The following is a 26,403-nucleotide window of genomic DNA, read 5'->3' as shown; positions in this document are numbered from 1 at the left end:
TTGAACATTTTTTTTGTATTTTTGCTCAGATTTTCAAGTAGATCGCAACTATACAAAATGTCGAAAACGATAAAGCTAAAAAGAGGTTTTGATATTAACCTGGCCGGAAAACCGGAAAAGAAAATCTCAGAGTCTTCTCATTCAGAAACTTACGCTTTAAAACCTACCGATTTCATCAACATGTCCAGACCAAAACTTTTGGTCAAAGAAGGAGATACTGTGAAGGCAGGTACAGCCATGCTATACGATAAAATGTCGGAAGGTGTGAAGTACTGCTCTCCTGTAAGTGGTGAAGTGGTAGAAATTAAGCGCGGAGAAAAGAGAAAACTACTGGAGATAAAGATACTGGCAGACAAAGAAGTGGTTTTTGAGAAGTTTAAGACTTTCTCAACTTCTGATCTGGCTAATTTGTCTAAAGAGGAGGCCCTCGAGCAAATGCAGGCAGGTGGGGTATGGCCAAATATCATCCAGAGACCATTCGGAATCGTAGCCAATGCTGAGGATACTCCCAAAGCGATCTTCATTTCGGCATTTGATACCAATCCACTGGCACCAGACGTGGCCTTCCAGTTGGGCGACAAAGAAAAATTCTTTCAGGCAGGGCTGGATGTTCTCAGGAAATTGACACCCGGTAAGGTGCACCTCAATATCAATGGGCAAGCTGAGGTTCCTCAGGTTTTCGCTCAGGCCAATGGTGTAGAGCTGAATAAGTTTTCAGGGCCTCACCCTGCTGGAAACGTAGGTGTGCAGATTCATCACCTGGATCCAATTAGCAAAAAAGACATTGTGTGGACAGTGGCTCCGTACGGAGTGGCTCAGATTGGCCAGCTGTTCTTAGAAGGAAAATATGATGCATCTAAACTCGTGGCGGTCACAGGCTCTGAGGTGAAAAACCCAGGTTATGTAAAGACTTACTCTGGTGTGATGCTCGAAAAATTATTTGGTAGCGAAGTACCTACTGGTCATTTGCGATTTATTGCAGGGAATCCTTTGACAGGTGAGAATTGCGGTAAGGCAGGTTATCTCGGGTATTATCATAACCAGGTCACAGTTATTCCTGAAGGAGACTATGAAGAGTTTTTGGGATGGATCAAGCCATCTACCAAAAAACTGAGCTTTCATAAAGCGATCGGTCTACTCTCATTCCTGAGCAGAGGAAAAGAATACACGGTTGACACCAATACACACGGAGAAGATCGTCCATTTGTGGTTTCCGGAGAGTTTGAGAAAGTCCTTCCGATGGACATCTTACCTACTTATCTTTTCAAGGCGATTATCTCGGAGGATTATGATGACATGGAGGCACTTGGAATCTTTGAACTGGTAGAAGAGGATGTGGCCCTGTGTGAGTTCATAGATCCTTCTAAGAATGAGATACAGAAGATTTTGAGGGAGGGTATAGAAATGATAAAAAATAGCTAATCATAAACATGAAGCCATTACAAAACCTGTTTGATAAACTAAAGCCAAATTTTGAGAAGGGCGGAAAGTGGGAGAAATTCTACACTTTGTACGAAGGGCATCGTACCATCGCATTTGCACCTGACCTCACCACTGGCAATAAAGGCACGCAGATTAAGGATGCTGTGGATTTGAAGCGTATCATGATCACTGTGGTGATTGCTATGATTCCCGCCCTGCTATTCGGTATGTGGAATGTTGGACATCAACATTTCATTTCTGTGGGTGAAGATGCTGTTTTATTGGATAAGCTATTGATTGGAGCTATTGCGGTAGTTCCTATTCTTATCGTTTCCTATTCAGTGGGTTTGCTTACAGAATTTACCTTTTGTGTGATCAGAAATCACCCGATTAGTGAGGGTTATCTGGTTACTGGTATGCTCATAGCCTTGATCATGCCTCCTACCATTCCTTTATGGCAGGTAGCCCTGGCCACCATTTTTGCGGTGGTGATCGGCAAGGAGGCCTTCGGTGGCACCGGGATGAATATCCTGAATGTGGCCCTTACCGCAAGAGCTTTCCTTTATTTCGCTTACCCATCTAATATTTCGGGCGAGGTATGGACTTACTTTGGAGATAAGCAGCCTGTGGATGCTTACAGTGGGGCTACTGTTTTGGCTTATGGAGCTACAGCTGTTTCTAACGGCACCAATATGATGGCGGATATGTCGGCACATTGGTATGACGGGATGTATTCCTTCTGGAATCTATTTATGGGACTGATCCCGGGATCCATCGGGGAAACTTCTACCTTAATGTGTCTGATCGGAGCGGTGATTCTGATAGGAACTGGTGTGGGTAGCTGGAAAATCATTGCCAGTGTATTTGGTGGAGCTTATTTCATGGGAGTGGTATTCAATCTTGTAGGATCTAACTCATACATGGAACTTCCCGCAGAGTACCATTTGGTGATCGGCGGTTTGGCCTTTGGAGCGGTGTTTATGGCAACAGATCCTGTATCTGCTGCACAGACTGAAGTGGGCAAATGGATTTATGGTTTCCTGATTGGATTGCTTACAGTGCTCATCAGAGTGGTGAATCCGGCTTATCCTGAGGGAATCATGCTGGCGATTCTGTTTATGAACGTTTTCGCTCCACTTATTGATTATTACGTAGTAGATGCTAACAAAAAACGAAGATTAAAACGTGCAACGGTCTAATACATACATTATCTTATTTTCGATTGTCCTAACAGTAGTTTTGGGCGGTCTGCTGTCACTTGCCTCCGTAGGACTTAAGCCTGCTCAGGATAAACAGGTAGAGCTGGATACCAAGAAGAAGATTTTGGGAGCGGTAATGGATATCTCATCCATCAAAGAACCCAACGAGCTGCTTGCCCTCTATGATCAAAAGGTGCAATCCCTGGTTGTGGATTATAATGGGAATGTGGTGACTCAGGATGCCAAAGGAAATCCTGTGGTGGCAGAAAAGGTGAGCATTCAGAAGAACTATCGCTTAGCGGCAGAGGATCGTTTATATCCCGTGTTTAAGTTCATGAACGATCAGGATCCATCCAAAGTAGAGGCGTACATCTTTCCGATGTTTGGCTCAGGGCTCTGGGATTGGATTTCCGGTTATCTGGCTGTGGGTAGCGACTTGAACACCATCCGTGGTGTGGCCTTTGATCATAAGCAGGAAACTCCCGGACTTGGCGCCAGAATCACAAGTGATGTAGTGCAAGAGCGTTTCGAAGGGAAGGAACTTTATAATGATAATGATGAACTGGTTTCTGTCAAAATGGTGAAGGGGGAGGGTAATCCTAACCTCACTGCTCATGAGGTGGATGGAATGTCCGGAGCCACTTTAACCGGGAAGGGTGTAAATGAGATGATGGTTAATTACCTCACTTGTTATCAGGGATATATTAAAAAAGTAAAGGCTAACGGAAGTAGCGTAGCAGTTAATTAATTTTCAAATAACTCAAATTATGAGTACTGAAGCATTAGAAGCACCAGAAGTAAAAGAGGAAGTAAAACAGCCTGCCGAAGCGCTTTTTTCAAAAAGAAGAAGACGAATTGTGTCGGATCCCTTGAACGAAGATAATCCGATCACCATTCAGGTATTGGGTATTTGTTCAGCCCTGGCCATTACCATCAAAATGGAACCCACATTGGTGATGTCTATCGCAGTGGTATCTGTTATAGTTTTTTCTAACCTGATCATATCACTTATGAGAAACCTGATTCCCGGGCGGGTCAGGATCATAGTTCAGCTGGCGATCATTGCGACGCTCGTAACTTTGGTGAGTGAGGTACTGAAAGCTTATTATTTTGATATGTATAAGGTACTCGGAGCCTTTGTTGGACTGATTATCACCAACTGTATCGTGATGGGTAGGTTGGAAGCATTTGCCATGGCCAACAAACCTTATGATTCTATTCTGGATGGTTTGGGAAGTGGATTTGGTTATGCCTGGATCATCCTGGTAGTAGCCTTCTTCAGGGAACTCTTTGGATCAGGTTCGATCTTCGATTTTAAAGTGTTTGAGGCGATTGGACTTCCAAATTTCCCAACAAATGGTCTCATGGTGGATTCCATAGGCGCCTTTATGGTATTGGGAATTCTTATTTGGGTCCAGAGATCAAAAACAGGTTACGTAGAACACTAAGCTAAAAGACATCATGGAAATTTTTAATATAGCACTCAAAGCCACTTTCATTGACAACATGATCTTTGCCTACTTTTTGGGCATGTGTTCATTTCTGGCAGTTTCTAAGAAAGTTTCTACGGCCTTTGGTCTTGGATTGGCTGTGATTTTTGTTTTGACGATTACAGTTCCTGTTAACTGGCTTTTGCAAGAATATGTCCTCAAGGAAGGTGCTTTAGCCTGGTTGGGTTCTGATTTTGCTACGGTGGATTTGACATTCCTTCAGTTCATCATGTTTATCGCTGTAATCGCCTCTATGGTACAGTTGGTAGAAATGGTAATCGAGAAGTTTTCTCCATCGCTTTACGGATCACTGGGTATTTTCCTTCCGTTGATCGCTGTAAACTGCGCCATTCTTGGAGCTTCGTTGTTTATGGTACAGAGAGATTACACCATCGCTCAGGCCACTGCCTACGGTTTTGGTTCAGGGCTAGGTTGGTTTTTGGCCATTATTGCATTGGCAGCCATTCGCGAAAAGTTGAAATATTCAAGTGTGCCCGATGGATTGAAAGGTTTGGGAATCACGATGCTCATCACTGGTTTGATGGGATTGGCCTTCAAGTCGTTCATTGGTATCGCACTTTAAGAGATTCATTTAAGAAATTCAAAGGGCTTTGTCGAATGCGACAAAGCCTTTTTTGTTTTAACTTCATCCCTAAAAAGCAGCTATGTACATTCAATCATTACTAAGGTATTTCCTGAGAGGCTTGTTGCTGGTTACGCCAGTTAGCTTGACCGTTTACATCATCGTAGAGATGGTGAAGTGGACTGATAGTTTGCTTCCCATCAGTATTCCTGGACTGGGCATGATCACGGTGCTATTTGTAACAGCCTTTATCGGCTACCTCGCCAATACACTTTTTGCTAAGCCATTTTTTGACCTGTTCAATGATATCCTGAAGAAAATACCGATTGTGAGCTTTCTCTACACGGCTATTAATGATCTGGTGACGGCTTTCGTGGGGGACAAAAAGAAATTTGATACGCCTGTGTTGGTCCCTTTTGACGAGCATGGCATGCTCTATAAGCCTGGCTTCATCACCCAGAAAGATTTATCTGAAATTGGCCTGCCCGGAATGGTAACCGTTTACCTACCACATTCGTATAACTTTTCCGGCAATGTTTTCATCGTGGATAAGTCGAGACTAATGACCCTTGAAGGCAGCAATACTGAGCTTATGAAGTACATTGTGTCAGGTGGAGTATCTGGTGCAATCAAAAGAAAGCCATAAAATATTTGGTGATTAAAATAAAAATAACTCCTTTTAAGCTTGCTATTGGTTATTAATAGTTGATAATTTTGTCTTAAGAATTAGATACGAGTTGAAAACTTATATACACATATCGTCTTACTCTACCCCGAGGCTAATGTCTCCCAGGCGCTCTGCCTGATATGTTTATATAGGACACTTACGCAGTGACCTGCCCCTCGCTAAAATTCTTTATTCACCTATTCTTTATTAAAATGGACAAATTTGTTGTATCGGTCGCCGATGCATCACATATACATTACGCTGAGCAAATCTGCGATATGATTGCTGACAGTGCCGAAAAAAGAGGTACTGGCATAGCCAGAAGATCTACTGAGTATGTTCAGGGAAAGCTGGCTGATGGTAAGTCGGTAATTGCCCTGACCAAATCGGGTAAGCTTGCTGGTTTTTGCTACATTGAAACATGGGGCCATGGAAAATATGTGGCCAATTCTGGGCTCATTGTCAATCCTGATTATAGGAATAATGGGCTGGCTCAGGCCATCAAGGCAAGGGCCTTCAAACTTTCCAGAGAAAAATACCCGGATGCCAAGCTGTTCGGCCTCACTACCAGCATGGCTGTCATGAAAATCAATTCGGATCTCGGTTACCGACCGGTTGCTTTTTCTGAGCTGACCGACGATGAAGCGTTCTGGAAAGGCTGTAGCAGCTGTGTGAACTATGATATTCTCACCCGGAAAAATCATCAGCACTGCCTGTGCACAGGTATGCTCTACGATCCTGAGGAGAAAAAGCGTAAATGGAAGCAGCGCAGTAAAAAGGTGCAGGAGAAATTAATGATGTGGAAACAAAAAGTACAGATTAAATGAGTGATCAGAAAAAGGTATTGTTGGCTTTTAGTGGTGGATTGGACACTACTTATTGCTCACTCTACCTCAAAGAACTGGGATACCAAGTATACACTGTCACCGTCAATACCGGTGGATTTACAAAAGAAGAGTTGGATAAGCTGGAGGAACGCTCCAGATCATTGGGGAGTGAATCTCATTCCAATGTGGACGTAACCGAAGAGTTTTATCAAAAGGCCATCAAATACCTCATTGCAGGAAATGTGTTGAAGAATAACACATACCCATTGTCAGTGAGTGCTGAGCGGGTTTTTCAGGCTACCGCCATTGCCAAGGAGGCCATTAGGCTGGGAGTGGATGCCATTGCTCATGGAAGCACCGGAGCTGGTAATGATCAGGTACGTTTTGATATGATCTTCAATATCCTGTGTCCTGAAAAGGAGATCATTACCCCGATCCGTGATAAACGACTTTCGAGAGAAGAGGAAATACAATATCTGATTGATCACGGAGTGAGTGGCAACTGGGAAAAGTCCTTGTATTCGGTGAATCAGGGTCTTTGGGGTACGTCTGTTGGCGGCAAGGAGACTTTAACCTCCGATCAGTTTCTTGCGGAAGCAGCTTTCCCGAGTCAGTTGAAAAAGACTGGTGAAGAAGTGGTGGAGATTTCTTTTGAAGGAGGAGAACCTGTTGGTCTGAACGGCAAGTCCCTTACGCCGGTGCAATGTATTGAACAGCTCAATACCATCGCAAGCGCCTATGCGCTGGGGAGGGATGTCCACGTAGGGGATACCATCATCGGCATCAAGGGGAGAGTAGGCTTTGAAGCTGCCGCCCCGGTCATCCTTATTAAGGCACACCATACGCTCGAGAAACACGTATTGACTAAAAACCAGCTTTTGATGAAGGATCAGTTGTCATTGACTTATGGCAACCTGCTGCATGAAGGACACTATCTTGATCCTGTCATGCGTGATATCGAATCGTTTTACGACAGTACCCAGAAGTACGTGACCGGAACAGTGAAGGTGCACCTGGCACCTTATCGGTTCTATGTAGTCGGTATTACCTCTGAGCATGACCTGATGCAATCCAGTTTTGGTAAGTATGGAGAAATGAATAATTCATGGTCAGGAGAAGATGTGAAGGGTTTTTCTAAGATCTTCGGAAACCAAAACATGATCTATCACAAAGTCCACCAGACGGATGAGTAAAATCAGAGTAGGAATTTATGGAGCAGCCGGCTATACGGCCGGTGAGCTGATGAGATTATTAGTTCATCACCCAAATGCGGAGGTGGTCTGCGCTCAAAGTGAGAGCCAGGTCGCGAAAAAGGTCACCGAAATACATACAGATCTGATTGGGGACACCAATCTGGTTTTCAGTGCCCATTTGGACTATCGAAACCTTGACGTGCTCTTTTTGTGCAAAGGCCACGGAGAGTCGAGGGTGTTTCTAGCGGGCAATCCAGCCCCTGATACGGTCAAAATTATTGACTTGAGTAATGATTTCAGACTAAAGGATGATGCTGACGGTTTTGTCTATGGCCTTCCGGAACTTAATGGGCCGGCAATCCCAAAGGCAACCATGATCGCTAATCCCGGTTGCTTTGCTACCTGTATTCAAGTGGGGCTTTTGCCTGCGGCTCAAGCTGGAATAATCCAATCTGAAATTCATACCACAGGGATCACCGGCTCTACAGGTGCCGGGCAGTCTTTGTCACCTACCTCTCATTTCTCCTGGAGAAATCAAAACATGAGTGTCTACAAGGCCTTCACCCATCAGCATTTGGATGAGATCGGTGAGAGCCTGACACAATTGGCAGGGAAGAGTCATGTGGTGAACTTTATCCCTTTTCGAGGTAATTTCACAAGAGGAATAATTGCCACGTCTTATTTTGAAACGGATGCCTCCGAGGCTGAAGCTTACGCCCTTTATGAGGCATTTTATAAGGATCAGCCGTTCACCCATGTGACCAATAGAAACCCTGACCTGAAAATGGTGGTGAATACCAACAAGGCAGTGGTTTATCTGAAGAAGGAAGGCAACAAGCTTTTGGCGATTTCGATGATCGATAACCTGCTCAAAGGTGCCTCTGGCCAGGCTGTTCAAAATATGAATCTGATTTTTGGGCTGGAAGAAACCGCAGGCCTCAATCTTAAACCAACCGGATTTTAAAAAAAAATGGAATTAACGGATAGCAATATTGCCATACTAGGGGCAGGTAATCTGGGGATTGCCATCGCTCAGGGAATAGTGGAGGAGCAACTAAAGGAGGCTGGGCAGATATGTTTAACACGTCGTAACCTCGATCATGTGGGCTATCTGAAGGCTAAGGGGTTTCAGGTGTCCAGTAACAACCTGGAAGCAGTCAAGCAAGCCAAGATGGTTTTGCTGTGTGTTCAGCCCAAGCAGTTGCCCAGACTTCTGGAGCAGATCAATCCGGGACTGACCAAAGATCATCTTTTGGTTTCGGTCATCACCGGGGTTTCTATTGCGGAGATCAAGAGTCATTTGAAATTGGAAGTGCCGGTGGTTCGGGCTATGCCCAATACAGCCATTGCCATAGGCGAGTCTATGACGTGTATTTGCTCTGAGGATAGCAAGGACGATGCGTTGGCTGTGCAGAAGATTTTTAATGCGCTTGGAAAGACCCTCATCATAGAGGAGAAGCTGATGCAGGCTGCTACGGTACTTGGTGCGAGTGGCATTGCCTTTTTTATGCGTTACCTTCGTGCTGCTACTCAGGGTGGTGTGCAGATGGGTTTTCATTCTGAAGATGCACAGATGATCGCTGTGCAGACCGCCAAAGGCGCTGCATCCCTGATATTGGAAAATGGTCAGCACCCCGAGGTGGAGATTGATAAGGTAACCACGCCGGAAGGCTGCACCATCGCCGGACTGAATGAAATGGAACACCAGGGGCTGAGCTCTGCTTTGATAAAAGGCTTAATGGTGTCTTACGAAAAAATCAAAAACATTAAATAGCATGCGACATTTTACTTCTGTAAATGATGTAAAAGATCTCGATGGGTTTGTGCAAAAAGCACTTGCTCTGAAGAAATCCCCCTTTGCGCATAAGCATCTGGGAGAAAACAAAACACTAGGGCTCTTGTTTTTCAACTCCAGCCTGAGGACCAGAATGAGTACTCAGAAAGCGGCTGCCAATCTGGGGATGAACACCATGGTGATGAATGTGACCCAGGATTCGTGGCAGATAGAAATAGAAGATGGAGTGGTCATGGACGGTGGCAAGGCTGAGCACATTCGTGAAGCGGCCGCTGTGTTGGGACAGTATTGTGATATTCTGGGAGTGCGTTCCTTTCCGGCATTGCGAGACCGGAAGGCTGACTATAGCGAGAAGATCATAAAGGCATTTATCCAGCATTCCGGCGTGCCTATTATTAGCCTGGAGTCGGCCACACTGCATCCTTTACAGTCTTTTGCTGATTTGGTGACTATTTCTGAGTTCAAAAAGTCACCTAAACCGAAGGTGGTTTTGTCATGGGCTCCGCACATCAATGCCTTGCCTCAGGCGGTGTCCAACTCCTTTTCGCAGTGGATGACTCACGCTGATGTTGATTTTTCTATTGTGCAACCCAAGGGATTTGAATTGTCAGATCAGTTTACAAAGGGAGCCAAAATCTATTATGATCAGGAAGAGGCTTTTGAGGGTGCAGATTTTGTGTATGTCAAAAACTGGTCATCTTATAAGAACTACGGCGAGGTGGGCAATTATCCTAAATGGATGATTGATCAGTCCAAGTTGGCCAATACGAATCATGCGCGGGTAATGCACTGCCTGCCTGTGCGAAGAAATGTGGTGATTGCCGATGAGGTGCTCGATTCTAAAAGTGCCATCGTGATCCACCAGGCGGCCAATCGAGTGTTTAGCGCACAGGCTGTCCTCAAAGAAATGTTGGAAAATCTATAGAATATGAAACAACCACTCAATGTCATCAAAATAGGCGGCGCGGTGATCGAAGATCCTGAAAAGCAAAAGGCTTTTTTGGACGGATTCGTAGCACTCAAAGGTCCCAAGATACTCGTGCATGGGGGAGGAAGAATAGCGACCGAAATAGGTGAGCGACTGGGCATGGAAGCCATAATGGTGGAAGGCCGTCGCGTGACGGACGATGCCACCGTAGATTTGGTGACCATGGTGTATGGAGGTCTTGTAAATAAGCAAATGACCGCCAAACTCCAAAGTTTGGGAGTCAATGCCATTGGGCTGACAGGAGCAGACGGATCGATCATCAGGTCGGTCAAGCGGCCCGTTACCAATGGAGTGGATTATGGTTGGGTGGGTGATCCCGTGGAAGTTAATGCAGACTTTCTTACCAAGATGATTGAAGTCGGAGGTGTGCCGGTAATTGCACCGCTAACCCACGATGGCGCCGGGCACATTCTCAATACCAATGCAGATACCATTGCCGGCACCATTGCACTGGCCATGGCGGAGTTTTTTGAAGTCAACCTGGCCCTCACTTTTGAACTGGATGGGGTGCTGGCCGATGTGAACGATCCTGAGTCTTTGATCAATCCATTTAAAGAATCTTTTTTTATCGAAATGAAAGAATCCGGCGCTATTCATAGCGGGATGATTCCTAAATTAGAGAATTCATTCAAAGCTCTGCACAGCGGAGTGAAGGGTGTGAGAATCTGTAAATACGATCAAATAAACTCAAACCATGGCAGCCTCCTTCAAATATAACACGGATCAGCTCCATAGTGAGGCTGTGGACTTGCTTAAGCAGCTCATTTCTACACAGAGCATTAGCAGGGAGGAGGACAAAACGGCTGATCTGATTCAAGGATATTTCGAGGAGCAGGAAGTCCCTACAGAAAGAAAGGGCAATAACGTATGGGTGAAAAATCAGGATTTTGATGATTCGAAACCTACGGTATTACTGAACTCGCACCACGATACCGTCAAACCCAACGCCGGATACACAAGAGACCCTTTTTATCCCTCTGAGGAGGATGGAAAGCTTTTTGGACTTGGGAGCAATGATGCTGGAGGAGCACTGGTGTCACTGATCATGACCTTCATGTATTTTTATACGCAAAAGGACCTGAAGTACAATCTGATTCTGGCGGCTACGGCCGAAGAGGAAATTTCTGGGCCGGGAGGAATCAAAAGTATCCTGAGAGAATTGGGAGAAATCAGCTTTGGAATAGTGGGGGAGCCTACCGAAATGGACATGGCCATTCACGAAAAAGGGCTCATGGTGCTCGACTGTTACGCCAGGGGGGTGGCCGGACATGCCGCTCGCGATGAGGGCGAAAATGCCATTTATTTGGCAATGAAAGATATTGAATGGTTTCGTAACTACCAGTTTCCAAAAACATCTGAGACTTTGGGACCGATCAAGATGTCGGTGACCATGATATCTTCAGGCACTCAACACAATGTGGTGCCCGATACCTGTCATTTTGTGGTGGACGTGCGCACCACTGATGCCTATAGCAATGAAGAAACCCTGGAACTGATCCGGGCACAGGTGAATTGTGAGGTGCAGGAGCGCTCTACACGCCTACAACCATCCGGGATCACCAAAGACCATGAGATCGTGAAGGCTGCTGAGGCACTGGACACAAAGTTTTTTGGTTCGCCTACCATGTCAGATCAGGCATTGATGCCCTTTCCAACGGTTAAGATTGGTCCGGGAGACTCCAACCGCTCACATATGCCCGATGAGTATATTTTCGTCGAGGAGATCAAAGAGGGCATCATGGGATACCTCATGCTGCTCAATAAGCTTTTTAAATCAAATTAATATCAATGAAACTTTGGCAGAAGTCTACAGACGTCAACAAGAGAGTTGAGGCATTTACTATTGGAAATGATCAGGAGCTCGATTTACTCCTGGCACCCTATGATATTTTGGGATCATTGGCGCACATAGAGATGCTGGAGAGCATCGGGCTGCTTACCGGGGAGGAATTGAAGGTACTGAGTGCGGAGTTGAAGCAACTTTACCAACTGGCCAGAGCAGGTGAGCTCACCATTGATCCGGGCATGGAAGATATCCATTCTCAGGTGGAGTTTTTGCTTACCAAGAAACTGGGAGAGGTGGGTAAAAAAATCCACAGTGGCCGATCCAGAAATGATCAGGTGCTGGTGGACCTTAAAATGTATTTCAGAGGTGAAATTGAGGAGATAGTAGGGCTGGTAAAATCGCTTTCGGATACACTCCTGAGTCAAAGTGAACGGTATAAAGATGTTCTCATTCCGGGGTATACTCACATGCAGGTGGCCATGCCTTCTTCTATCGGATTATGGTTGGGGGCTTATGCCGAGAGCCTTTCTGATGATCTCATAGCTTTGAGGGCGGCTTTTGACGTTGCCAATAAGAACCCACTCGGTTCTGCCGCCGGGTATGGTTCATCGTTTCCAATTGATAGAATGAAAACCACAGCGTTACTTGGCTTTGAGGAGCCTAACTACAATGTGGTGTATGCACAAATGACCAGGGGTAAATCCGAAGTGGCATTGGCTACTGCGATGGCCTCAGTGGCTGCTACCCTGAGTAAATTAGCCATGGATGTCTGTTTATATGCCGGCCAAAATTTTGGTTTTTTATCCTTTCCGGATGAGCTGACTACTGGTTCAAGTATTATGCCGCATAAGAAGAATCCGGACGTATTCGAATTGGTAAGGGGACGGTGCAATCAGCTGCTAAGTTTACCCAATGAGCTGAATCTTATTCTCAGCAATCTTCCGAGTGGTTATCACCGCGATCTTCAGCAACTAAAAGAACACTTGTTTCCTGGCATCCAGACCCTGAAGCAGTGCCTGGATATTGTGGATTTTTCGCTCAGTCAGGTGAAGGTAAACCCAGACGTGATCAATGACAGCAGGTATGATTACCTGTTCACGGTAGAGTTGGTCAATCAGCTGGTACTGGACGGAATGCCCTTTAGGGACGCTTACAAGGAAGTAGGTAAGCGGGTAGAAGAGGGTACCTATCGGCCAGATCGGGAGATAAAACATACTCACCTGGGTAGCGTGGGTAATCTGGCGAATGATCAGGTGGCCGAAAAAATAAAAAGGGAACTAAGTAAGTTCCCTTTCATCCACATAGGTGGGTGTTTTAGCAGTCTGACTGCTTAGTCTATCTTTAGCTGAAAGTCGAATGGAATTCGCAAGGTGCTGGCTACTGCCTCGCCTTCAATGTTCCTTGCGGGTTCGAATTTCAGATCATTGAGCGCTAGCTCAACCGTTTCTTTTAGTTTGCTACATGGGTATGCAAGTGCTGTAGTATTTGAAATATTACCTTCAGCGTCAATCTCCAGATACATAATCACGGTGCCTTCAATGCCACTTTCGTTGCTCATTGTAGGGTACTTGATACTTTCCGCCACTTCGTCCAGATTAATGGCCTTTGCCTGTAGGGATAGATTAGAATCAGAGGTGGCAAAAGCTAGTACTGCAACTGTTAATAGAGCAAGGGAAAATATGTATTTTTTCATGTGATTATAAATTGATGTATTACTTAATTGATATGGTAATGTTAATCAAATATTAATTAATTAACAATTACGTAACATTAAGTTTTTGGGGAAGAGGAGTGCGCGTCATGTTCGCTATTTGACGACTAATTTTCTTCTTCAGGAGCGATCAAGACCACCCCTTTGCTATCTTTAAAAGTCCATGTCAAAACCATTCCATATTTACCGGTCAGGAGCCGGATCAGGTAAAACTTTCACCCTGGCCAGATCTTATCTGACCATTGCGTTGGGGCGCCCAGCCGCTTTCCGACATATTCTCGGTGTGACCTTTACCAACAAAGCCACCGAGGAGATGAAGAATCGGATCGTGGCCATCCTCAAGACCCTGGCAGCAGGAGAGGCTCACCCCATGGAAGCAGATCTCTGTGCCGATCTTGGAATTGGCAAAGGCGAACTCCAAAAGCGTGCTTCTGCAACGTTGAGCGATATCCTGCACCAGTATGGCCGGTTTAGTATTGTCACCATTGACAGTTTCTTCAATCAGGTAATCCGATCCTTTGCCAGGGAGATGGGTCTTCAGGGAACGTTCACCATAGATCTGGATCAGAAAACAGTCCTGGAGAGAGTGATCGACAAGATGCTTCAGGAAATAGGCGAGGCGGACAAGAAGCAGCTACGGAGCTGGTTGACTGAGTTTGCGGAGTTCAAGGTGGAAGATGGAAAATCCTGGGATTTTAGAAGAGACATTACGGCGCTTTCCGGAGAGATACTGAAAGATGAATTCAAAAAACATTCAGCGGCGGTTTTGAAGCTCAGTGAAACTCCGGGGTATTTTGACAAGCTGAAAAAGGAGCTCAATGAGATCAGATTTGGTTTCGAAAACCAGGTCAAAAGGTTTAGCAGGGAATTCTCCGAATACCTGGAGCAGGAGGGGTTGACTGTGGGTGATTTCTCCCGTGGAAAAGGAGGTCCTGCCGGACTATTCCAAAAATTGGAAGCGCTTGATTTTGAGATAAGCGAACCCAGGCGGGCGGCTATGGATAACCTGGAGGCATGGCTGACAAAGCCAAATTTGAAGAAGGGACACCTGAATCATTATTTGGAGTCCTTCATTCTGCCGAAGTACAGCCAAACGATCAATTATATAGATCAGCATTTTGTTCGCTATGCCTCCAGCCTGGAAGTGCAGCGTTACCTCTTCACCTTTGGTATTCTGGCGCAGGTCAATAAGTACATTCAGAACTATCGGGATGAGAATGACGTGATGTTGATCGCAGATTTGCCGGATTTTCTCCATCAGATTATTAGCGATAGTGATACCCCCTATATCTATGAAAAGGTGGGCTCCAACTATAGTCATTACCTCATCGATGAGTTTCAGGATACCTCTGCTTTTCAATGGGAAAACTTTATGCCACTGGTGAAGAATACCACCGATGAGGGTAATTTCAGCATGGTGGTCGGGGATGTAAAGCAATCCATTTACCGCTTCAGAGGAGGTGAATGGGAGTTGCTTCAAAACAGGCTAAAAGACGATATTGGCGACTATCATGTAGAAGCGCATAATCTGGATACCAACTGGCGGAGTGATCAGCGGATAATTGACTTCAATAATTTCTTTTTTGAGTCAGCCAGAGATTTTTCCAAAGACCATTTTTTTAATCAGACAGATAACGTACTGGATCCGGTATTGAAGCAAAGGGTTGCTGACCGTGTGAGTGAGGTATTTGATACCTTCTCTGATGTGGCTCAAAAGGGCTCAAAAGAAGAAGCTGTGCCCCAGGGCAGTGTGAGCCTTGAGTTTATCTCTGACGATGATACTGGGGATGATGAGAAATGGGCAGATGAAGCCATCACCCGGACTATTCGCTATGCAGAAGATCTGCAGAGAAAGGGCTACGAACTGAGGGATATGGCCATTCTGACGAGATATAGTAGCGAGGGCAGAAAGGTGGCTGACGCATTTTTGGCATTCAGGAATTCAGAAGAGGCAGATCCTGACTTGAAATATGATGTGGTGAGTAGTGAGGCCCTGTACCTCACATCCAGCCATCTGGTCAGGTTTATTGTTTCACTCATCAAGTGGCTGAACGACGAGAAAAACACCATTGTTTTGAATGAGTGGCTCTATGAGTACCGAAGGTACATTTCACAGGAAGAGATTACTGAGAGTGGGATATTTGCCTCTTATCGGGAATGGAAAGAGGTTGTACCCAATGAGTTTATCAAGCACAAAGAATATATGAAAACACTCCCGCTCTATGAGCTGGTGGAGGGTATCGTGCGGATTTTCGAATTGAATACATTCAAGCAGGAGTTCACTTATTTGCAGGGTTTTCAAGATGCGGTTCTGGATTATTCCAAAAATGAACGCGGGGATATCCCTTCATTTCTAGAATGGTGGGAAGAGGTGCGAAAAGAACGGGCCATCCAAATCTCAAATGACAACAACGCCATAAAGATCCTGACGATTCATAAAGCCAAAGGCCTGGAGTTTCCTGTGGTGATTTTGCCGTTTTTGGGATGGGGGTTTGACCATGATGGCACCAAAGACAACATTTTATGGTGCGAGGGTGCTCTGGCTGATGCCCCTTTTAACAGGCTGCCGGTGATACCCCTGAAGTATAGCTCCAAGCTCGCCAATACCTACTGGGCCGAGGCGTACTATCAAGAAAAGTTAAAGGCCTATCTGGATAATTTGAACCTTCTCTACGTAGCTTTTACCAGACCGATAGAGGTGCTCATTGGCTTTGCTAAATTACCGAAACCCAAGGCGAAGTTTGGAAGCACCTATGATTTGATGCACCCATTGCTGAGTGACACTGAAGGTTGGGATGAGTCTGCAACTGCCTACCGCATAGGAGAAATCCCAGGTAAGGAAAATGTGCGTCAGTCCACCCTGGAGTTTGGTCTGACCGAATACCTCTCCACCCCGTGGCGGAGCAAGGTGAGCGTACAAATCAAAGGATCCGCCGAGCTTAGCGAGGCGGTTTTTGTGGATGCCACTTTGCAGGGAATCAGAATGCACGAGGTGCTCAGCAAGATTCATTGTACCAGTGATTTGGACCAGTATGTTGACCATTCGGATTACGAGCAGCTGAAAACCATTATTTCGCACCCTGAGCTCGCAGACTGGTTTGACCCTCAATGGATGGTGGCCAATGAGGTGCCCATATTGCTCCCCGGAGGGGATTTTAAGCGAATAGACCGGATCAATAGATCAGAGAAAGAAACCATTGTGATAGATTTCAAAACCGGGACCAAGCGGAGCAAGGACAAAAGTCAGGTGGCAGAGTACATTCGTATTTTGAAGGAAATGGAGTACCCTGGTGTGCGGGGTTATTTGGTTTATTTGAGTGATTTAAGTGTGGAACCGGTATGAAAATGGATCAGGAAAAGAAGCGTGCGTCACCCACTTTTATCTCAGAGCTGGCCGACCGGATTCTCAAGGAGAATGATGGGAAACTTGATCAGGTGACCGTAGTATTCCCAAACAGGCGGGCAGGATTGTTTTTTCGTCAGTCGCTGTCTGCATTCATCACCAAGCCTATTTGGATGCCGGAGGTGGCTAGCATGCAGGATTTTGTGGGGCGGTTTAGCACCGCCAGATCCATAGAGACCCTGGAGGCTATTTTTGTGCTGTTTGAGGTGTACAAAACCCATCAGAAAAATGAGGAGACCTTTGATCAGTTCTTCTTTTGGGGCGAGATGATCCTTCGGGATTTTGAAGAGATCGATCAGTATCTGGTCAATCCGGAGCAACTTTTTACGAGCATCAAGTCTCAGAAGGAGCTGGATGAGGAGTTTTATTTTTTGGATGAGGAGGACAAACGTATCATTCAAAGTTTTTGGTCCAGCTTTTTACCCAAGACCACCAAGAGTCAGGAAGCCTTTCTGGAGACCTGGAAAATCCTGCTGCCCATCTACACGGAGTTCAAAGCCACTTTGCGCAAGCGAGGGGAGGCCTATGGAGGAATGATCTACAGAGAGATCACGGAGCACCTGTCTGAAACCCAATTGCGTACAGGCCGAAAGGTGTATTTCGCAGGATTTAATGCCCTCACCCATACAGAAGAGAAGATCATCAAGCACTTTGTGCAGGAAGAGAATGCACAGGTGATTTGGGATCTGGATGACTATTACTTCAGCAACCCTCGGCAGGAAGCCGGTTTTTTCTTGCGGGATTATAGCAGTGACAGTGTGCTGGGAAAGACCTTTCCGAAGGATTTGCCGAAGCGATTCGAAACCGAAAAGTATATGGATGCCACAGGGGTGTCTCTCGAGGTGGGTCAAACCAAAGTTTTGGCGGAGACTTTGAAAGAACTGGCTGCTTCTCCATCTTTTGATCCGCAACGCGCGGTGGTGGTGCTCCCAAAGGAGCACATGCTCTTCCCCACCTTGCATGCCATCCCGGATGAGATTGATAAGGTGAACATTACCATGGGTTATCCTTTGAAAGATACGCCGGTTTACAGCCTGCTGGAGAGTGTGCTGTTGCTTCAAAACATGCGAAAGGATAACCTGATCAATGGTACGTCTTTTTACTACAAACCATTGATTGAGCTGCTGGAGCACCCGCTCCTTTATGTGCTGGAAGAGGAGCCCATCAAAAAACTGGTGCGTGAAATCAGGAGCCGTAACAGGATCACCCTGTATCAGGAAGAGATTGTCTTAGAGCACCCCATTTTCACCCTGATTTTCCAAAAACCAGAGAATGCCTTTGAATACCTCCTTTCTATTTTGAAGGAGCTTTATGCCACGTGGAAAGACAAGAGTCATGACCTGGAGCTTGAGTTTATCAGCAGATTTTATCTGCATGTAAGTCAGCTACATGAGATGATGGGCGAACGGTCAGAGGGCCTGAGCTATGATTTTCTCATCAAGTTATTCCGAAGGCTGGCACGAACATTGAAAATTCCTTTTACCGGCGAACCTTTGAACGGCCTACAGGTGATGGGTATCCTGGAGACCCGAAATCTCGATTTCGACCATGTCTTTATTCTCAATATGAATGAAGACAGCTGGCCTGCGGCTCCCCGGCGTGGATCTTTTATTCCCTACAATATCCGAAAGGCCTTCAATCTCCCGGTTTTTGATCATCAGGATGCTATTTACGCTTATCTTTTTTACCGACTGTTGCAGCGAGCTAGTCATGTCCACTTCTTTTACAATACGGTGGCAGAATTCAACGTGAATGGAGAGCTGAGCCGGTTGGTGCAGCAGCTTGAAGTAGAATCGAAATTTACGATCCACAAGCGCATACTGGCTAGCCCCATAAAAACCGAAGCGCCTAAACCCATTTTGATTCAAAAAAATGAGGTCATTCTGGGTAAAATGGAACGTTATCTCGAGGGTTTTGAAGGCGATCGTGAAACCAGACCATCGGCATTCACACCCAGTGCCATCAATACCTACTTGGATTGCAGGCTGAAGTTTTACTTCAAATATGTGGAACGCCTCTACGAACCTGATGTGGTGCAGGAGGAGATGGACCCCATGGTGTTTGGGAACATTCTGCACGACAGTATGGAACTACTTTACAAGGAGTTTATCAAGCGTGAAAAGCGTGATGTCGTATATCCGGAGGATCTTTTTTGGATTCGAGAAGGGGTGCGGGGAGCCATCAATAAGGCGTTTATCAAACACTATGGCATTAAGAATGAAAAGAAATTTCAGCTGGAAGGCCGGTCAGTCATAGCGGCAGATATTCTCACCAAATTCATTCATAAAATACTTGAATACGACAAGCAGTACGCTCCATATCGCATTCTGGGGCTGGAGGCCGATAGTCGGGATGGCTACTCCATTGATTTTCCGGTGGAGACCGGAGGTAAGACCAGGCATATAAAACTCAAAGGGATCATCGATAGGCTGGACATCAAAGAAGGCAAGGTGCGAGTGATAGATTATAAGACTGGCCGGGACGAAAAGGTCTTCACCACAGTGCAATCTCTGGTAGATCGTGAGGACAAAAACCGCAAGAAAGCCGTTTTCCAGGTGTTTTTTTACAGCTACCTATTTAAGCAGAAATATACCGGGGACTATGAGCTGATAGAGCCGGGTATTTTCAATAGTCGCGACCTTTTCAGCAAAGATTTTGAATGGAAAGTTTTTGATAACCAGCAGAAGACAGGGGTTTCTAACTTTGATCAATATGAGTCCGAGTTTGAGCAGGTATTGAGTGAAGTGCTCACGGAGATGTATAGTGCGGAGCAACCTTTTGATCAGACCACAGATCACAAGAAATGCGGATTCTGCCCGTACAGGGAAATTTGCGGGAGGTAATGAAACCCGATTGATTAAAGCGGTTGTGTACGTTCGGATTTACGTTTAACTTAACCATAATTGCACATTTTTTATTCCCTGGGAGGATTGAATGAAGATTGAATGAATAAAATCAATGATTTAGGATCCCGATCAGACCGCAATACGGTGTTTAGTCGTGAACTTCTGGCGGAGGCCGATGATGAGAAGCTCAAGATGATCGTAGAGGAGGCCGCTCGTGACCTCAACACCCCGATAGCCCTTGTGACGCTTGTGATGGAGCATGTTCAGTTCTTCAAAGCCCACTATGGTTTACCACAGGACCTGGCGGCTATGCGAGGGACTGATAGGGACATTTCTTTTTGCCAGTTTGTGGTGGCTACAGGTGAATCTTTCGAAGTGGAAAATGCTCTTACGGATGACAGAGTTCCAAAGGAACTGGTGGAGCAATATGATATTCGTGCGTACATGGGGATGCCGGTCACCATCAATGATACGGTGGTAGGTTCACTCTGTGTACTCGATACCAAGCCCCGTAAATTCACAGAGACCGAGCGCAATGATTTAAGAAAACTATCGATGCTGGTGAATGGCAGGCTTTCAGCGCTGGCCAGTCGTAGGAATCAATCCAATGCCATGCTTTTGGAGCATGCTGCTTTTCCGGCCCTGGTAGAACTGCGGGGTCTTCTCAAACCGATCAGATCCGGAATTGACGTTGGACATGCCACCATTTTAGAATTGAGCACTTTTTTGCGAATAGCAGAGCGTTCGCTATACGGACGCACCTTCTCCAAGGAGGAGATGTTGAAGACATTGTCCCGAGCCAAGGAGGCACTGGATAAATATCAGAACGGGCTGTATGATATCACAGTAAGTGTGGATGATGCAGAGGATTCCATCGATGCCCTGGAGCACGTGTTTCATTCATCTACCACTACTTTATTATCAGAAATTGCCATCTCTGGTCGTGAGCTCGCGAGACACAGCACCGTACAAAGTGGTGGGGTGCTCTTACCTGAAATAGAGGAGGATATTTTTGTCTCCACTCCCAGACCATTCGGAGTTTCGCTGTTGGCGATGACACTCTCCATGTTTGCCTCCAGAATGGTCAATTTAAGCCTCCATGAAAAGATCCGTATCACCATGGAATCTGGTGATTCCAATGCTGCTTTGGTGCTGGAGGCCAGGGGCATGCCCGAGGCGGAACTGTTGGAGATAGTCAAAGAGCTGAAAACTCATACTGATGAGGACCCAACCGTATCTGTAAGAATGGAAGATGGCCGGGTTATGCTACTTTTCTCAGTGGTAAAAACCCGGCAATAACCTGCCGTGCTATGGAACTAGTCTTCCTTGCCCCAGGAATCAAAGATTTTTACATCGGTCCACTTGTCCTTATTTTCCTCGATATACTTCAGATGGGCCTGATGTTTTTGGTATATATCCTGATCCTCCTTACTGGCAAAGGTGACCACCAGGCTGACCGAATAGGTGTTGTTTACCACTTCGCGGGGAGTACCGGCAGGTTCTCCCAGATGGTAGTTGACGATCTCAGGTACCTGCATTAGAAAGTTTTCGGTAGCCCGCTGAAAATCAGCGATATCCGTCTCTGGCTTGAGCCAAAAGAAGACCATATGGATAAAACGGCCATTGATTACTTTGTCTTTTTGTGTGGCTTTTAGAATGGTGGGCATAAGGCTCAAACCCGCTAGGGATAATAAGGATTTATTAAAAAACGATCTTCTCTTGTTCATAGGGTTGGGTTTTTGAAAACAATTTAAAAATTTTTGATCAGTCTCGGGCTTCCTTTTTCAGGCGATCTGAAAATTGCTTCTTCACCTTTTCGATCTTTGGCCTGGAGACATTCATAATGTATGGATTGAAGGGGTGGTTTTTCTCATAATTTTGATGGTAGGCCTCTGCTTCATAAAATGCTATGTAAGGGTTTAGCTGGGTGACAATCTTACCTGAATACCGCGACTGAAGCTGAGCCATCTTTTTTTCTGCGTGTTCTTTTTGCTCTTCATTGTGATAAAAAATGGCGCTCCTGTATTGAGTGCCCACATCAGGCCCTTGTCTGTTGAGTTGGGTGGGGTCGTGTGCCGTGAAGAAGATGTCCAGAAGGGTACTGTAATCAATGACTTCCGGGTCGAAGTAGATTTGAACCGTCTCAGTATGTTCGGTCCGCCCTGAACTCACCAGTTCATATTTTGCAGTGGAAGGATCCCCTCCGGCGTAACCAGACACAGCTTCCTTCACCCCCATGATCTGCTCAAAGGATGCTTCAATGCACCAGAAACAGCCCCCGGCAAAAGTAGCAGTATCCAATGTGGAATAGTTCCGGTCACTCACTTGCTGATCGGCCTGTGAAGCACTGCTGTTGCCATTGCAGCTCATGGTGAAGGACAACACGAAGATTAAGAATAAATTTTTCATATTAATACTGTTTATGATACAACATTGCTACGCAAAAACAGTTTATATCGATGAAACCGACCTGGAAATTGGAAGGTAAATGTAGCCGCAGCTACATTTGAAAAAAAAGTTGAAACGTTGTGAACCAAAAGCCAACATCCAGAGTTTAGGTATAGAATTCGATCAAAAACATTAAGGTTAGGTTAGGCGGTGATAGATGGCGCGGCTCCCGAGAGGGGGTCGCGCTTTTCTTTTTCACTCACTCAAGGTGCAGCCAGCGGTTTCTCCTTTTGATCACTGCTTTCTTGAGTTTGTCATTGGAGAGATAGGAGAGTGTTATTCTCGGATCCTGCACTGTTGTGAATGTTCCCGTTTTTTCCTTACCAAACTGCTTATAAGTCACCGTATATTCTTTTCCTATTTCCAATGAATTAATGACTCTGTTGAGGTCGCTGGTTGTACTGATCTCTCTTCCATTCATAGTTAGGATCTGATCACCTTTTTCTATACCAGCCTCATAGAAAGCGGTACCACGCAAGATGGTGCTTTGTACATAACCATCATCGTCCAGTTTAGGATTGCCAAAGTAGGCTGAACCTGGGTTTTGGAGGGACATTTTGATGCCAAACTCTGCGAATAGTGCTTCAAAGTCGGGAAGGTTGCTGTCATAAATTTGACGCTCGAAGAAAGCTGCCGCAAATCCAGGGTCCCTGGTCAGCTCGCCCAGTACTTTTTGCAGGTCGGCCATAGTGTATGGAATCTCCGTCTGCCCAAACTCCAGCCATACTGCCCGCATGTACTCATCCAGCGTTTTATCATACTTCGTACGCAGGGTGAGGTCAAGTCCCAGCCCCAGCACTGCACCATAGCTGTAGTAGCTAATGAAGTTGTTGGCGTAGTTGGTCTCATCATTGGCTGTACCGGCGTCCGTAAACGGTGCATTGTGACTCATCTCTATCGGTCCTCTAAAGGAACGCCCCGGGCTGTTGAGTACATAATTCAGCCCACCTACAAGCCCTTTGATGTATTGCTCTGGCTCCAGTATTTTGGCCCGGGTCAGTACCAACTTCTCGAAATAGGAGGTGAAGCCCTCACCAAACCACAGTGCCTCCGATAGATTGGGTACATCGAAATCAAAGGGTTCTAATGAGGCAGGTCTAATTCGTTCGATATTCCATGCATGGAAAAACTCATGAGCAATGGTACTAATATATTGATGAGCGTTGGCCCTGAGACTACCCGTGCCAGTGCAGACAGTAGAGTTTCGGTGTTCCATCGCATCTCCATCTACCCATGGGTTGTAGGCTACCAGAAAGGTGTATTTGCCAAAATCAAATTTTGGTAGGGAGCCATAAATCTCTTGCTGTTTCTTTACCACCTTTTTTACCCATTCGGTATAACTGTCCAACTCGGCTTCCGTGCCTTCATGCATCATGGCTATCTCTATTGTTTGCCCTTCTACATCCCAACGCCTCCATGAGATTTCACCCACCAGGGTAGGGCTATCATAAAAGTAGTAGTAATCAGGCGCGCTGAAAGTAGAATCATTTTTTTTGATGAGCTGAGTGGCCACCTCCCATTCGGGGTTACTGGCAGGAATAATGAGCTCTATTTCCCGATCCTGAAGTTCCGGAGCATAGACAAATGTAGGAGGCATGTTCATGTGGATCTTTTTGGCATCTATGCCCATGTAGGTGCCATCAGCGTGGTTTCCGTAGAGGGTGTATGCAAAGTTCACGATGCCTTCAGTTACAGGAATTTCCCAGGAAAAGGGAGTAATTCGTTTTAAGGGCAGTTGATTACCTGCGGCATCAAAAGCCATTTCTTCATAAACATTTTTCACAAAGTTGTGTGCGGCATACCTGCCGGGTGAAGCATTTGGCATCCTGATTTCCAGGGTTTCTCCTGTGAGATCAGAGAAGGTTGCGGTGATGCGAAGTTCATGATGATGTATGTTGTCCAGCCCAAGGCTGTAGCGGACGGGAGTTTGAGCTTTTATTTGACTGAAGCCAGTAAGTATCAACAGCGCAAAGAGTATTCTGAGCATATGGTCATTGGAGTTTTTGAAGGTTCGAATATACTAAAATGACAAAAGTAGGTCACCCAAACGATAAGGGTATTTGATCCGTGGGCCAGAGTAAATCATAATCTCTTTAGATACTTATCGTCATGGAGAAGGTAAACTCAAATACCTTTGCGCCATGAATAATCTATCCGTGGAAAATCTGGCCAAAAATTATGATGAACGCCAGCTATTTGAGAATCTAACTTTTGGACTGGAGCAAGGCCAAAAGGCCGCTTTGGTGGGAGTGAACGGTTGTGGGAAGTCCACCCTACTGAAGATTATTGCGGGGATAGAGCCTCCGGATCGTGGGGAGGTGTCTTTTAGAAAAGGCGTGCGGGTGGCCATGGTGCCACAGAGTCCGGAGTTTGACGACAATGACAACATTGTACAAGCGGTTTTTGCTGAAGATATTGAAGAACTTAATGTGATCCGGGACTATGAGATAGCCATACACAAGGCTACCGTGGATCCTGAAAATGCGCCTGACCTCACAGATGTTCTGGAGCGAATGGATCAGCTGAATGCCTGGGATTATGAAAGTCAGGTAAAGCAATTGTTAGGCGAATTGGGGCTGCATGATCTGGAGCAAAAGATGGGTGAGCTATCTGGTGGGCAACGAAAGCGGGTGGCTTTGGCCCGTGCGCTAGTAGTGAAGCCGGATTTTTTGATTTTGGATGAGCCCACTAACCATCTGGACCTGGACGTGATAGAGTGGCTGGAAAGCTACCTGGCTACAGCCAATCTTACCCTTCTGATGGTGACCCACGACCGGTACTTTCTGGATAGAGTGACCAATGAGATCATGGAGATTGATCAGGGCGAGCTTTTTAGATACAAAGGCAACTATCAAAACTTTTTGGAGAAAAAGGCCGAGCGCGAAGCACAGGATGCTGCTACGGTAGATAAAGCCAAGAACCTGCTGAGAAAAGAACTGGAGTGGATGCGCAGGCAGCCGAAAGCCAGGGGCACCAAGGCCAAGTATCGGGTAGATGCTTTTTATGAAACCAAAGAAAAAGCCTCGAAGGGAATACAGCGCGCAGAGATGGAGGTTAATCTGAAAGGTGAGCGTCAGGGTAAAAAGATTCTTGTGATGGAGCACGTTTCCAAGCGGTTCGACAAGATCAAAATCCTCGAGAATTTTGAGCACACCTTTCAGCGGAAAGAACGAGTGGGTATAGTGGGCCCTAATGGCGTGGGTAAATCCACCTTTCTAAACCTCCTGATTGGCAATATATTGCCGGATAGTGGCAATATGGAATTGGGGCAGACCACCAAGTTTGGCTACTACACCCAGGAGGAGCAGATATTCAACCCCAACAGTCGGGTGATAGATGTGATCAAGGAAGTGGCAGAGGTGATCAAGATGGCTGATGGTTCGGTGATCACTGCTTCTCAGCTCCTGAATCAATTCTTATTTCCTCCAAAAATGCAGTTTAACATGGTGGGTAAGCTGAGTGGAGGGGAGCGCCGCAGACTGCAGCTGCTCCGCGTGCTGATGAACAATCCCAACTTCCTGATTCTCGATGAGCCTACCAACGATCTGGACCTGATGACCCTGAATGTTCTGGAGGATTATCTGGACAATTTTGAGGGTTGTCTGATGATTGTTTCTCACGATCGTTACTTCATGGATAAACTGACTGATCACCTGTTCATATTTGAAGGGGAGGGACAAGTGCGAGACTTCCCGGGTAACTATACCGACTTCAGGGAGCAAGGGGGAAAACTGGCCAAAAAGGAAGAAGCACCTAAAAAGTCAACGGATAAGAGTCCTGCACCTGCGGAGCCAGTGAAAACCGAGAAAAAGAAACTATCCTACAATGAGCAGCGCGAATACGATAAGCTGGAAGGAGAAATAGCCAAACTAGAAAAGGAAAGGGATGCCAAAACAGCGCTGATGAATCAAAAGACGGATTTTGAGGAATTGCAGAAGCTTGCTGAAGAGCTGGAGGCCATCAGGGATTCCATTGAGGAGAAAGAAATGCGCTGGCTGGAGTTGTCTGACAAGGCCGGGGTTTAAATCATTGGTTATGAAAAAGG

At 45.9% G+C, this 26,403-nt stretch carries 22 protein-coding genes; 18 read left to right on the top strand and 4 right to left on the bottom strand.

Annotated features, from left to right (window positions below):
• The first annotated feature begins 57 nt into the window (after positions 1-57).
• From GV030_RS17695 to argH, 14 genes are all read left to right on the top strand, one after another.
• Positions 58-1,422: a Na(+)-translocating NADH-quinone reductase subunit A gene (locus GV030_RS17695; RefSeq protein ID WP_159584693.1), complete on the top strand. Its 1,365-nt coding sequence runs from the start codon at positions 58-60 to the stop codon at positions 1,420-1,422.
• Between the two features lie 8 nt (positions 1,423-1,430).
• Positions 1,431-2,621: an NADH:ubiquinone reductase (Na(+)-transporting) subunit B gene (locus GV030_RS17690; RefSeq protein ID WP_159584692.1), complete on the top strand. Its 1,191-nt coding sequence runs from the start codon at positions 1,431-1,433 to the stop codon at positions 2,619-2,621.
• A gap of 40 nt (positions 2,622-2,661) precedes the next feature.
• Positions 2,662-3,369: an NADH:ubiquinone reductase (Na(+)-transporting) subunit C gene (gene nqrC, locus GV030_RS17685; RefSeq protein ID WP_370519081.1), complete on the top strand. Its 708-nt coding sequence runs from the start codon at positions 2,662-2,664 to the stop codon at positions 3,367-3,369.
• 19 nt (positions 3,370-3,388) lie between these two features.
• On the top strand, positions 3,389-4,069 hold the full coding sequence (locus GV030_RS17680; RefSeq protein ID WP_159584690.1) for an NADH:ubiquinone reductase (Na(+)-transporting) subunit D: 681 nt from the start codon (positions 3,389-3,391) through the stop codon (positions 4,067-4,069).
• Between the two features lie 13 nt (positions 4,070-4,082).
• A complete protein-coding gene (gene nqrE / locus GV030_RS17675; RefSeq protein WP_159584689.1) occupies positions 4,083-4,694 on the top strand; it encodes an NADH:ubiquinone reductase (Na(+)-transporting) subunit E in 612 nt (203 codons plus the stop codon).
• A gap of 82 nt (positions 4,695-4,776) precedes the next feature.
• Complete coding sequence (locus GV030_RS17670) at positions 4,777-5,340, top strand: DUF502 domain-containing protein (RefSeq protein ID WP_159584688.1); 564 nt, start codon at positions 4,777-4,779, stop codon at positions 5,338-5,340.
• 233 nt (positions 5,341-5,573) lie between these two features.
• Positions 5,574-6,188 carry a GNAT family N-acetyltransferase gene (locus GV030_RS17665; protein WP_159584687.1) on the top strand — a complete coding sequence of 205 codons (615 nt, stop codon included), beginning with the start codon at positions 5,574-5,576 and terminating at the stop codon, positions 6,186-6,188.
• Complete coding sequence (argG, locus tag GV030_RS17660; RefSeq protein ID WP_159584686.1) at positions 6,185-7,381, top strand: argininosuccinate synthase; 1,197 nt, start codon at positions 6,185-6,187, stop codon at positions 7,379-7,381. The genes GV030_RS17665 and argG overlap by 4 nt, the downstream gene beginning before the upstream one ends.
• Positions 7,374-8,345, top strand: a complete 972-nt coding sequence (gene argC, locus GV030_RS17655) for an N-acetyl-gamma-glutamyl-phosphate reductase (protein ID WP_159584685.1) — start codon at positions 7,374-7,376, stop codon at positions 8,343-8,345. Before argG ends, argC begins: the two co-directional genes overlap by 8 nt.
• Positions 8,346-8,351: 6 nt before the next feature.
• Positions 8,352-9,155, top strand: coding sequence for a pyrroline-5-carboxylate reductase (proC, locus tag GV030_RS17650; RefSeq protein ID WP_159584684.1), 804 nt, complete (start codon positions 8,352-8,354; stop codon positions 9,153-9,155).
• A 1-nt stretch (position 9,156) separates the two neighbouring features.
• A complete protein-coding gene (locus GV030_RS17645) occupies positions 9,157-10,101 on the top strand; it encodes an N-acetylornithine carbamoyltransferase (protein ID WP_159584683.1) in 945 nt (314 codons plus the stop codon).
• Between the two features lie 3 nt (positions 10,102-10,104).
• A complete protein-coding gene (gene argB / locus GV030_RS17640) occupies positions 10,105-10,881 on the top strand; it encodes an acetylglutamate kinase (RefSeq protein WP_159584682.1) in 777 nt (258 codons plus the stop codon).
• The gene (locus GV030_RS17635; protein ID WP_159584681.1) at positions 10,859-11,947 is read left to right on the top strand and encodes a M20 family metallo-hydrolase; all 1,089 of its coding nucleotides are present in this window, start codon (positions 10,859-10,861) and stop codon (positions 11,945-11,947) included. The genes argB and GV030_RS17635 overlap by 23 nt, the downstream gene beginning before the upstream one ends.
• Before the next feature lie 5 nt (positions 11,948-11,952).
• The gene (gene argH, locus GV030_RS17630) at positions 11,953-13,284 is read left to right on the top strand and encodes an argininosuccinate lyase (RefSeq protein ID WP_159584680.1); all 1,332 of its coding nucleotides are present in this window, start codon (positions 11,953-11,955) and stop codon (positions 13,282-13,284) included.
• On the opposite strand, the gene GV030_RS17625 is transcribed toward argH, so the two are convergent.
• A complete protein-coding gene (locus tag GV030_RS17625; protein ID WP_159584679.1) occupies positions 13,281-13,643 on the bottom strand; it encodes a TonB family protein in 363 nt (120 codons plus the stop codon). The two genes, argH and GV030_RS17625, sit on opposite strands and share 4 nt — an antisense overlap.
• Before the next feature lie 181 nt (positions 13,644-13,824).
• On the opposite strand from GV030_RS17625, the gene GV030_RS17620 reads away from it, so the two are divergent.
• From GV030_RS17620 to GV030_RS17610, 3 genes are all read left to right on the top strand, one after another.
• Positions 13,825-17,004, top strand: coding sequence for an exodeoxyribonuclease V subunit beta (locus tag GV030_RS17620; RefSeq protein WP_159584678.1), 3,180 nt, complete (start codon positions 13,825-13,827; stop codon positions 17,002-17,004).
• On the top strand, positions 17,001-19,907 hold the full coding sequence (locus tag GV030_RS17615) for a PD-(D/E)XK nuclease family protein (RefSeq protein WP_159584677.1): 2,907 nt from the start codon (positions 17,001-17,003) through the stop codon (positions 19,905-19,907). Before GV030_RS17620 ends, GV030_RS17615 begins: the two co-directional genes overlap by 4 nt.
• A gap of 102 nt (positions 19,908-20,009) precedes the next feature.
• Positions 20,010-21,209: a GAF domain-containing protein gene (locus GV030_RS17610; protein WP_159584676.1), complete on the top strand. Its 1,200-nt coding sequence runs from the start codon at positions 20,010-20,012 to the stop codon at positions 21,207-21,209.
• 17 nt (positions 21,210-21,226) lie between these two features.
• On the opposite strand, the gene GV030_RS17605 is transcribed toward GV030_RS17610, so the two are convergent.
• From GV030_RS17605 to GV030_RS17595, 3 genes are all read right to left on the bottom strand, one after another.
• The gene (locus GV030_RS17605) at positions 21,227-21,637 is read right to left on the bottom strand and encodes a Dabb family protein (protein ID WP_159584675.1); all 411 of its coding nucleotides are present in this window, start codon (positions 21,635-21,637) and stop codon (positions 21,227-21,229) included.
• A gap of 37 nt (positions 21,638-21,674) precedes the next feature.
• Complete coding sequence (msrA, locus tag GV030_RS17600; RefSeq protein ID WP_159584674.1) at positions 21,675-22,319, bottom strand: peptide-methionine (S)-S-oxide reductase MsrA; 645 nt, start codon at positions 22,317-22,319, stop codon at positions 21,675-21,677.
• A 238-nt stretch (positions 22,320-22,557) separates the two neighbouring features.
• Positions 22,558-24,345, bottom strand: coding sequence for a M61 family metallopeptidase (locus tag GV030_RS17595; RefSeq protein WP_159584673.1), 1,788 nt, complete (start codon positions 24,343-24,345; stop codon positions 22,558-22,560).
• A gap of 154 nt (positions 24,346-24,499) precedes the next feature.
• Between GV030_RS17595 and GV030_RS17590 the strand changes: the two genes are divergently transcribed.
• Complete coding sequence (locus GV030_RS17590; RefSeq protein WP_159584672.1) at positions 24,500-26,383, top strand: ABC-F family ATP-binding cassette domain-containing protein; 1,884 nt, start codon at positions 24,500-24,502, stop codon at positions 26,381-26,383.
• Positions 26,384-26,403: the final 20 nt, after the last annotated feature.

It is taken from the genome of Marinoscillum sp. 108, assembly GCF_902506655.1.
GTDB lineage: Bacteria > Bacteroidota > Bacteroidia > Cytophagales > Cyclobacteriaceae > Marinoscillum > Marinoscillum luteum.
The sequence above is the reverse complement of the archived record's forward strand: the minus strand, read 5'-3'. Positions and strand labels throughout refer to the sequence as shown.

Coding starts and splice junctions, on each gene's coding strand:
- GV030_RS17695 (WP_159584693.1), top strand. CDS start 58: ATGTCGAAAACGATAAAGCTAAAAAGAGGTTTTGATATTAACCTGGCC.
- GV030_RS17690 (WP_159584692.1), top strand. CDS start 1,431: ATGAAGCCATTACAAAACCTGTTTGATAAACTAAAGCCAAATTTTGAG.
- GV030_RS17680 (WP_159584690.1), top strand. CDS start 3,389: ATGAGTACTGAAGCATTAGAAGCACCAGAAGTAAAAGAGGAAGTAAAA.
- nqrE (WP_159584689.1), top strand. CDS start 4,083: ATGGAAATTTTTAATATAGCACTCAAAGCCACTTTCATTGACAACATG.
- GV030_RS17670 (WP_159584688.1), top strand. CDS start 4,777: ATGTACATTCAATCATTACTAAGGTATTTCCTGAGAGGCTTGTTGCTG.
- GV030_RS17665 (WP_159584687.1), top strand. CDS start 5,574: ATGGACAAATTTGTTGTATCGGTCGCCGATGCATCACATATACATTAC.
- argG (WP_159584686.1), top strand. CDS start 6,185: ATGAGTGATCAGAAAAAGGTATTGTTGGCTTTTAGTGGTGGATTGGAC.
- argC (WP_159584685.1), top strand. CDS start 7,374: ATGAGTAAAATCAGAGTAGGAATTTATGGAGCAGCCGGCTATACGGCC.
- proC (WP_159584684.1), top strand. CDS start 8,352: ATGGAATTAACGGATAGCAATATTGCCATACTAGGGGCAGGTAATCTG.
- GV030_RS17645 (WP_159584683.1), top strand. CDS start 9,157: ATGCGACATTTTACTTCTGTAAATGATGTAAAAGATCTCGATGGGTTT.
- argB (WP_159584682.1), top strand. CDS start 10,105: ATGAAACAACCACTCAATGTCATCAAAATAGGCGGCGCGGTGATCGAA.
- GV030_RS17635 (WP_159584681.1), top strand. CDS start 10,859: ATGGCAGCCTCCTTCAAATATAACACGGATCAGCTCCATAGTGAGGCT.
- argH (WP_159584680.1), top strand. CDS start 11,953: ATGAAACTTTGGCAGAAGTCTACAGACGTCAACAAGAGAGTTGAGGCA.
- GV030_RS17625 (WP_159584679.1), bottom strand. CDS start 13,643: ATGAAAAAATACATATTTTCCCTTGCTCTATTAACAGTTGCAGTACTA.
- GV030_RS17620 (WP_159584678.1), top strand. CDS start 13,825: ATGTCAAAACCATTCCATATTTACCGGTCAGGAGCCGGATCAGGTAAA.
- GV030_RS17615 (WP_159584677.1), top strand. CDS start 17,001: ATGAAAATGGATCAGGAAAAGAAGCGTGCGTCACCCACTTTTATCTCA.
- GV030_RS17610 (WP_159584676.1), top strand. CDS start 20,010: ATGAATAAAATCAATGATTTAGGATCCCGATCAGACCGCAATACGGTG.
- GV030_RS17605 (WP_159584675.1), bottom strand. CDS start 21,637: ATGAACAAGAGAAGATCGTTTTTTAATAAATCCTTATTATCCCTAGCG.
- msrA (WP_159584674.1), bottom strand. CDS start 22,319: ATGAAAAATTTATTCTTAATCTTCGTGTTGTCCTTCACCATGAGCTGC.
- GV030_RS17595 (WP_159584673.1), bottom strand. CDS start 24,345: ATGCTCAGAATACTCTTTGCGCTGTTGATACTTACTGGCTTCAGTCAA.
- GV030_RS17590 (WP_159584672.1), top strand. CDS start 24,500: ATGAATAATCTATCCGTGGAAAATCTGGCCAAAAATTATGATGAACGC.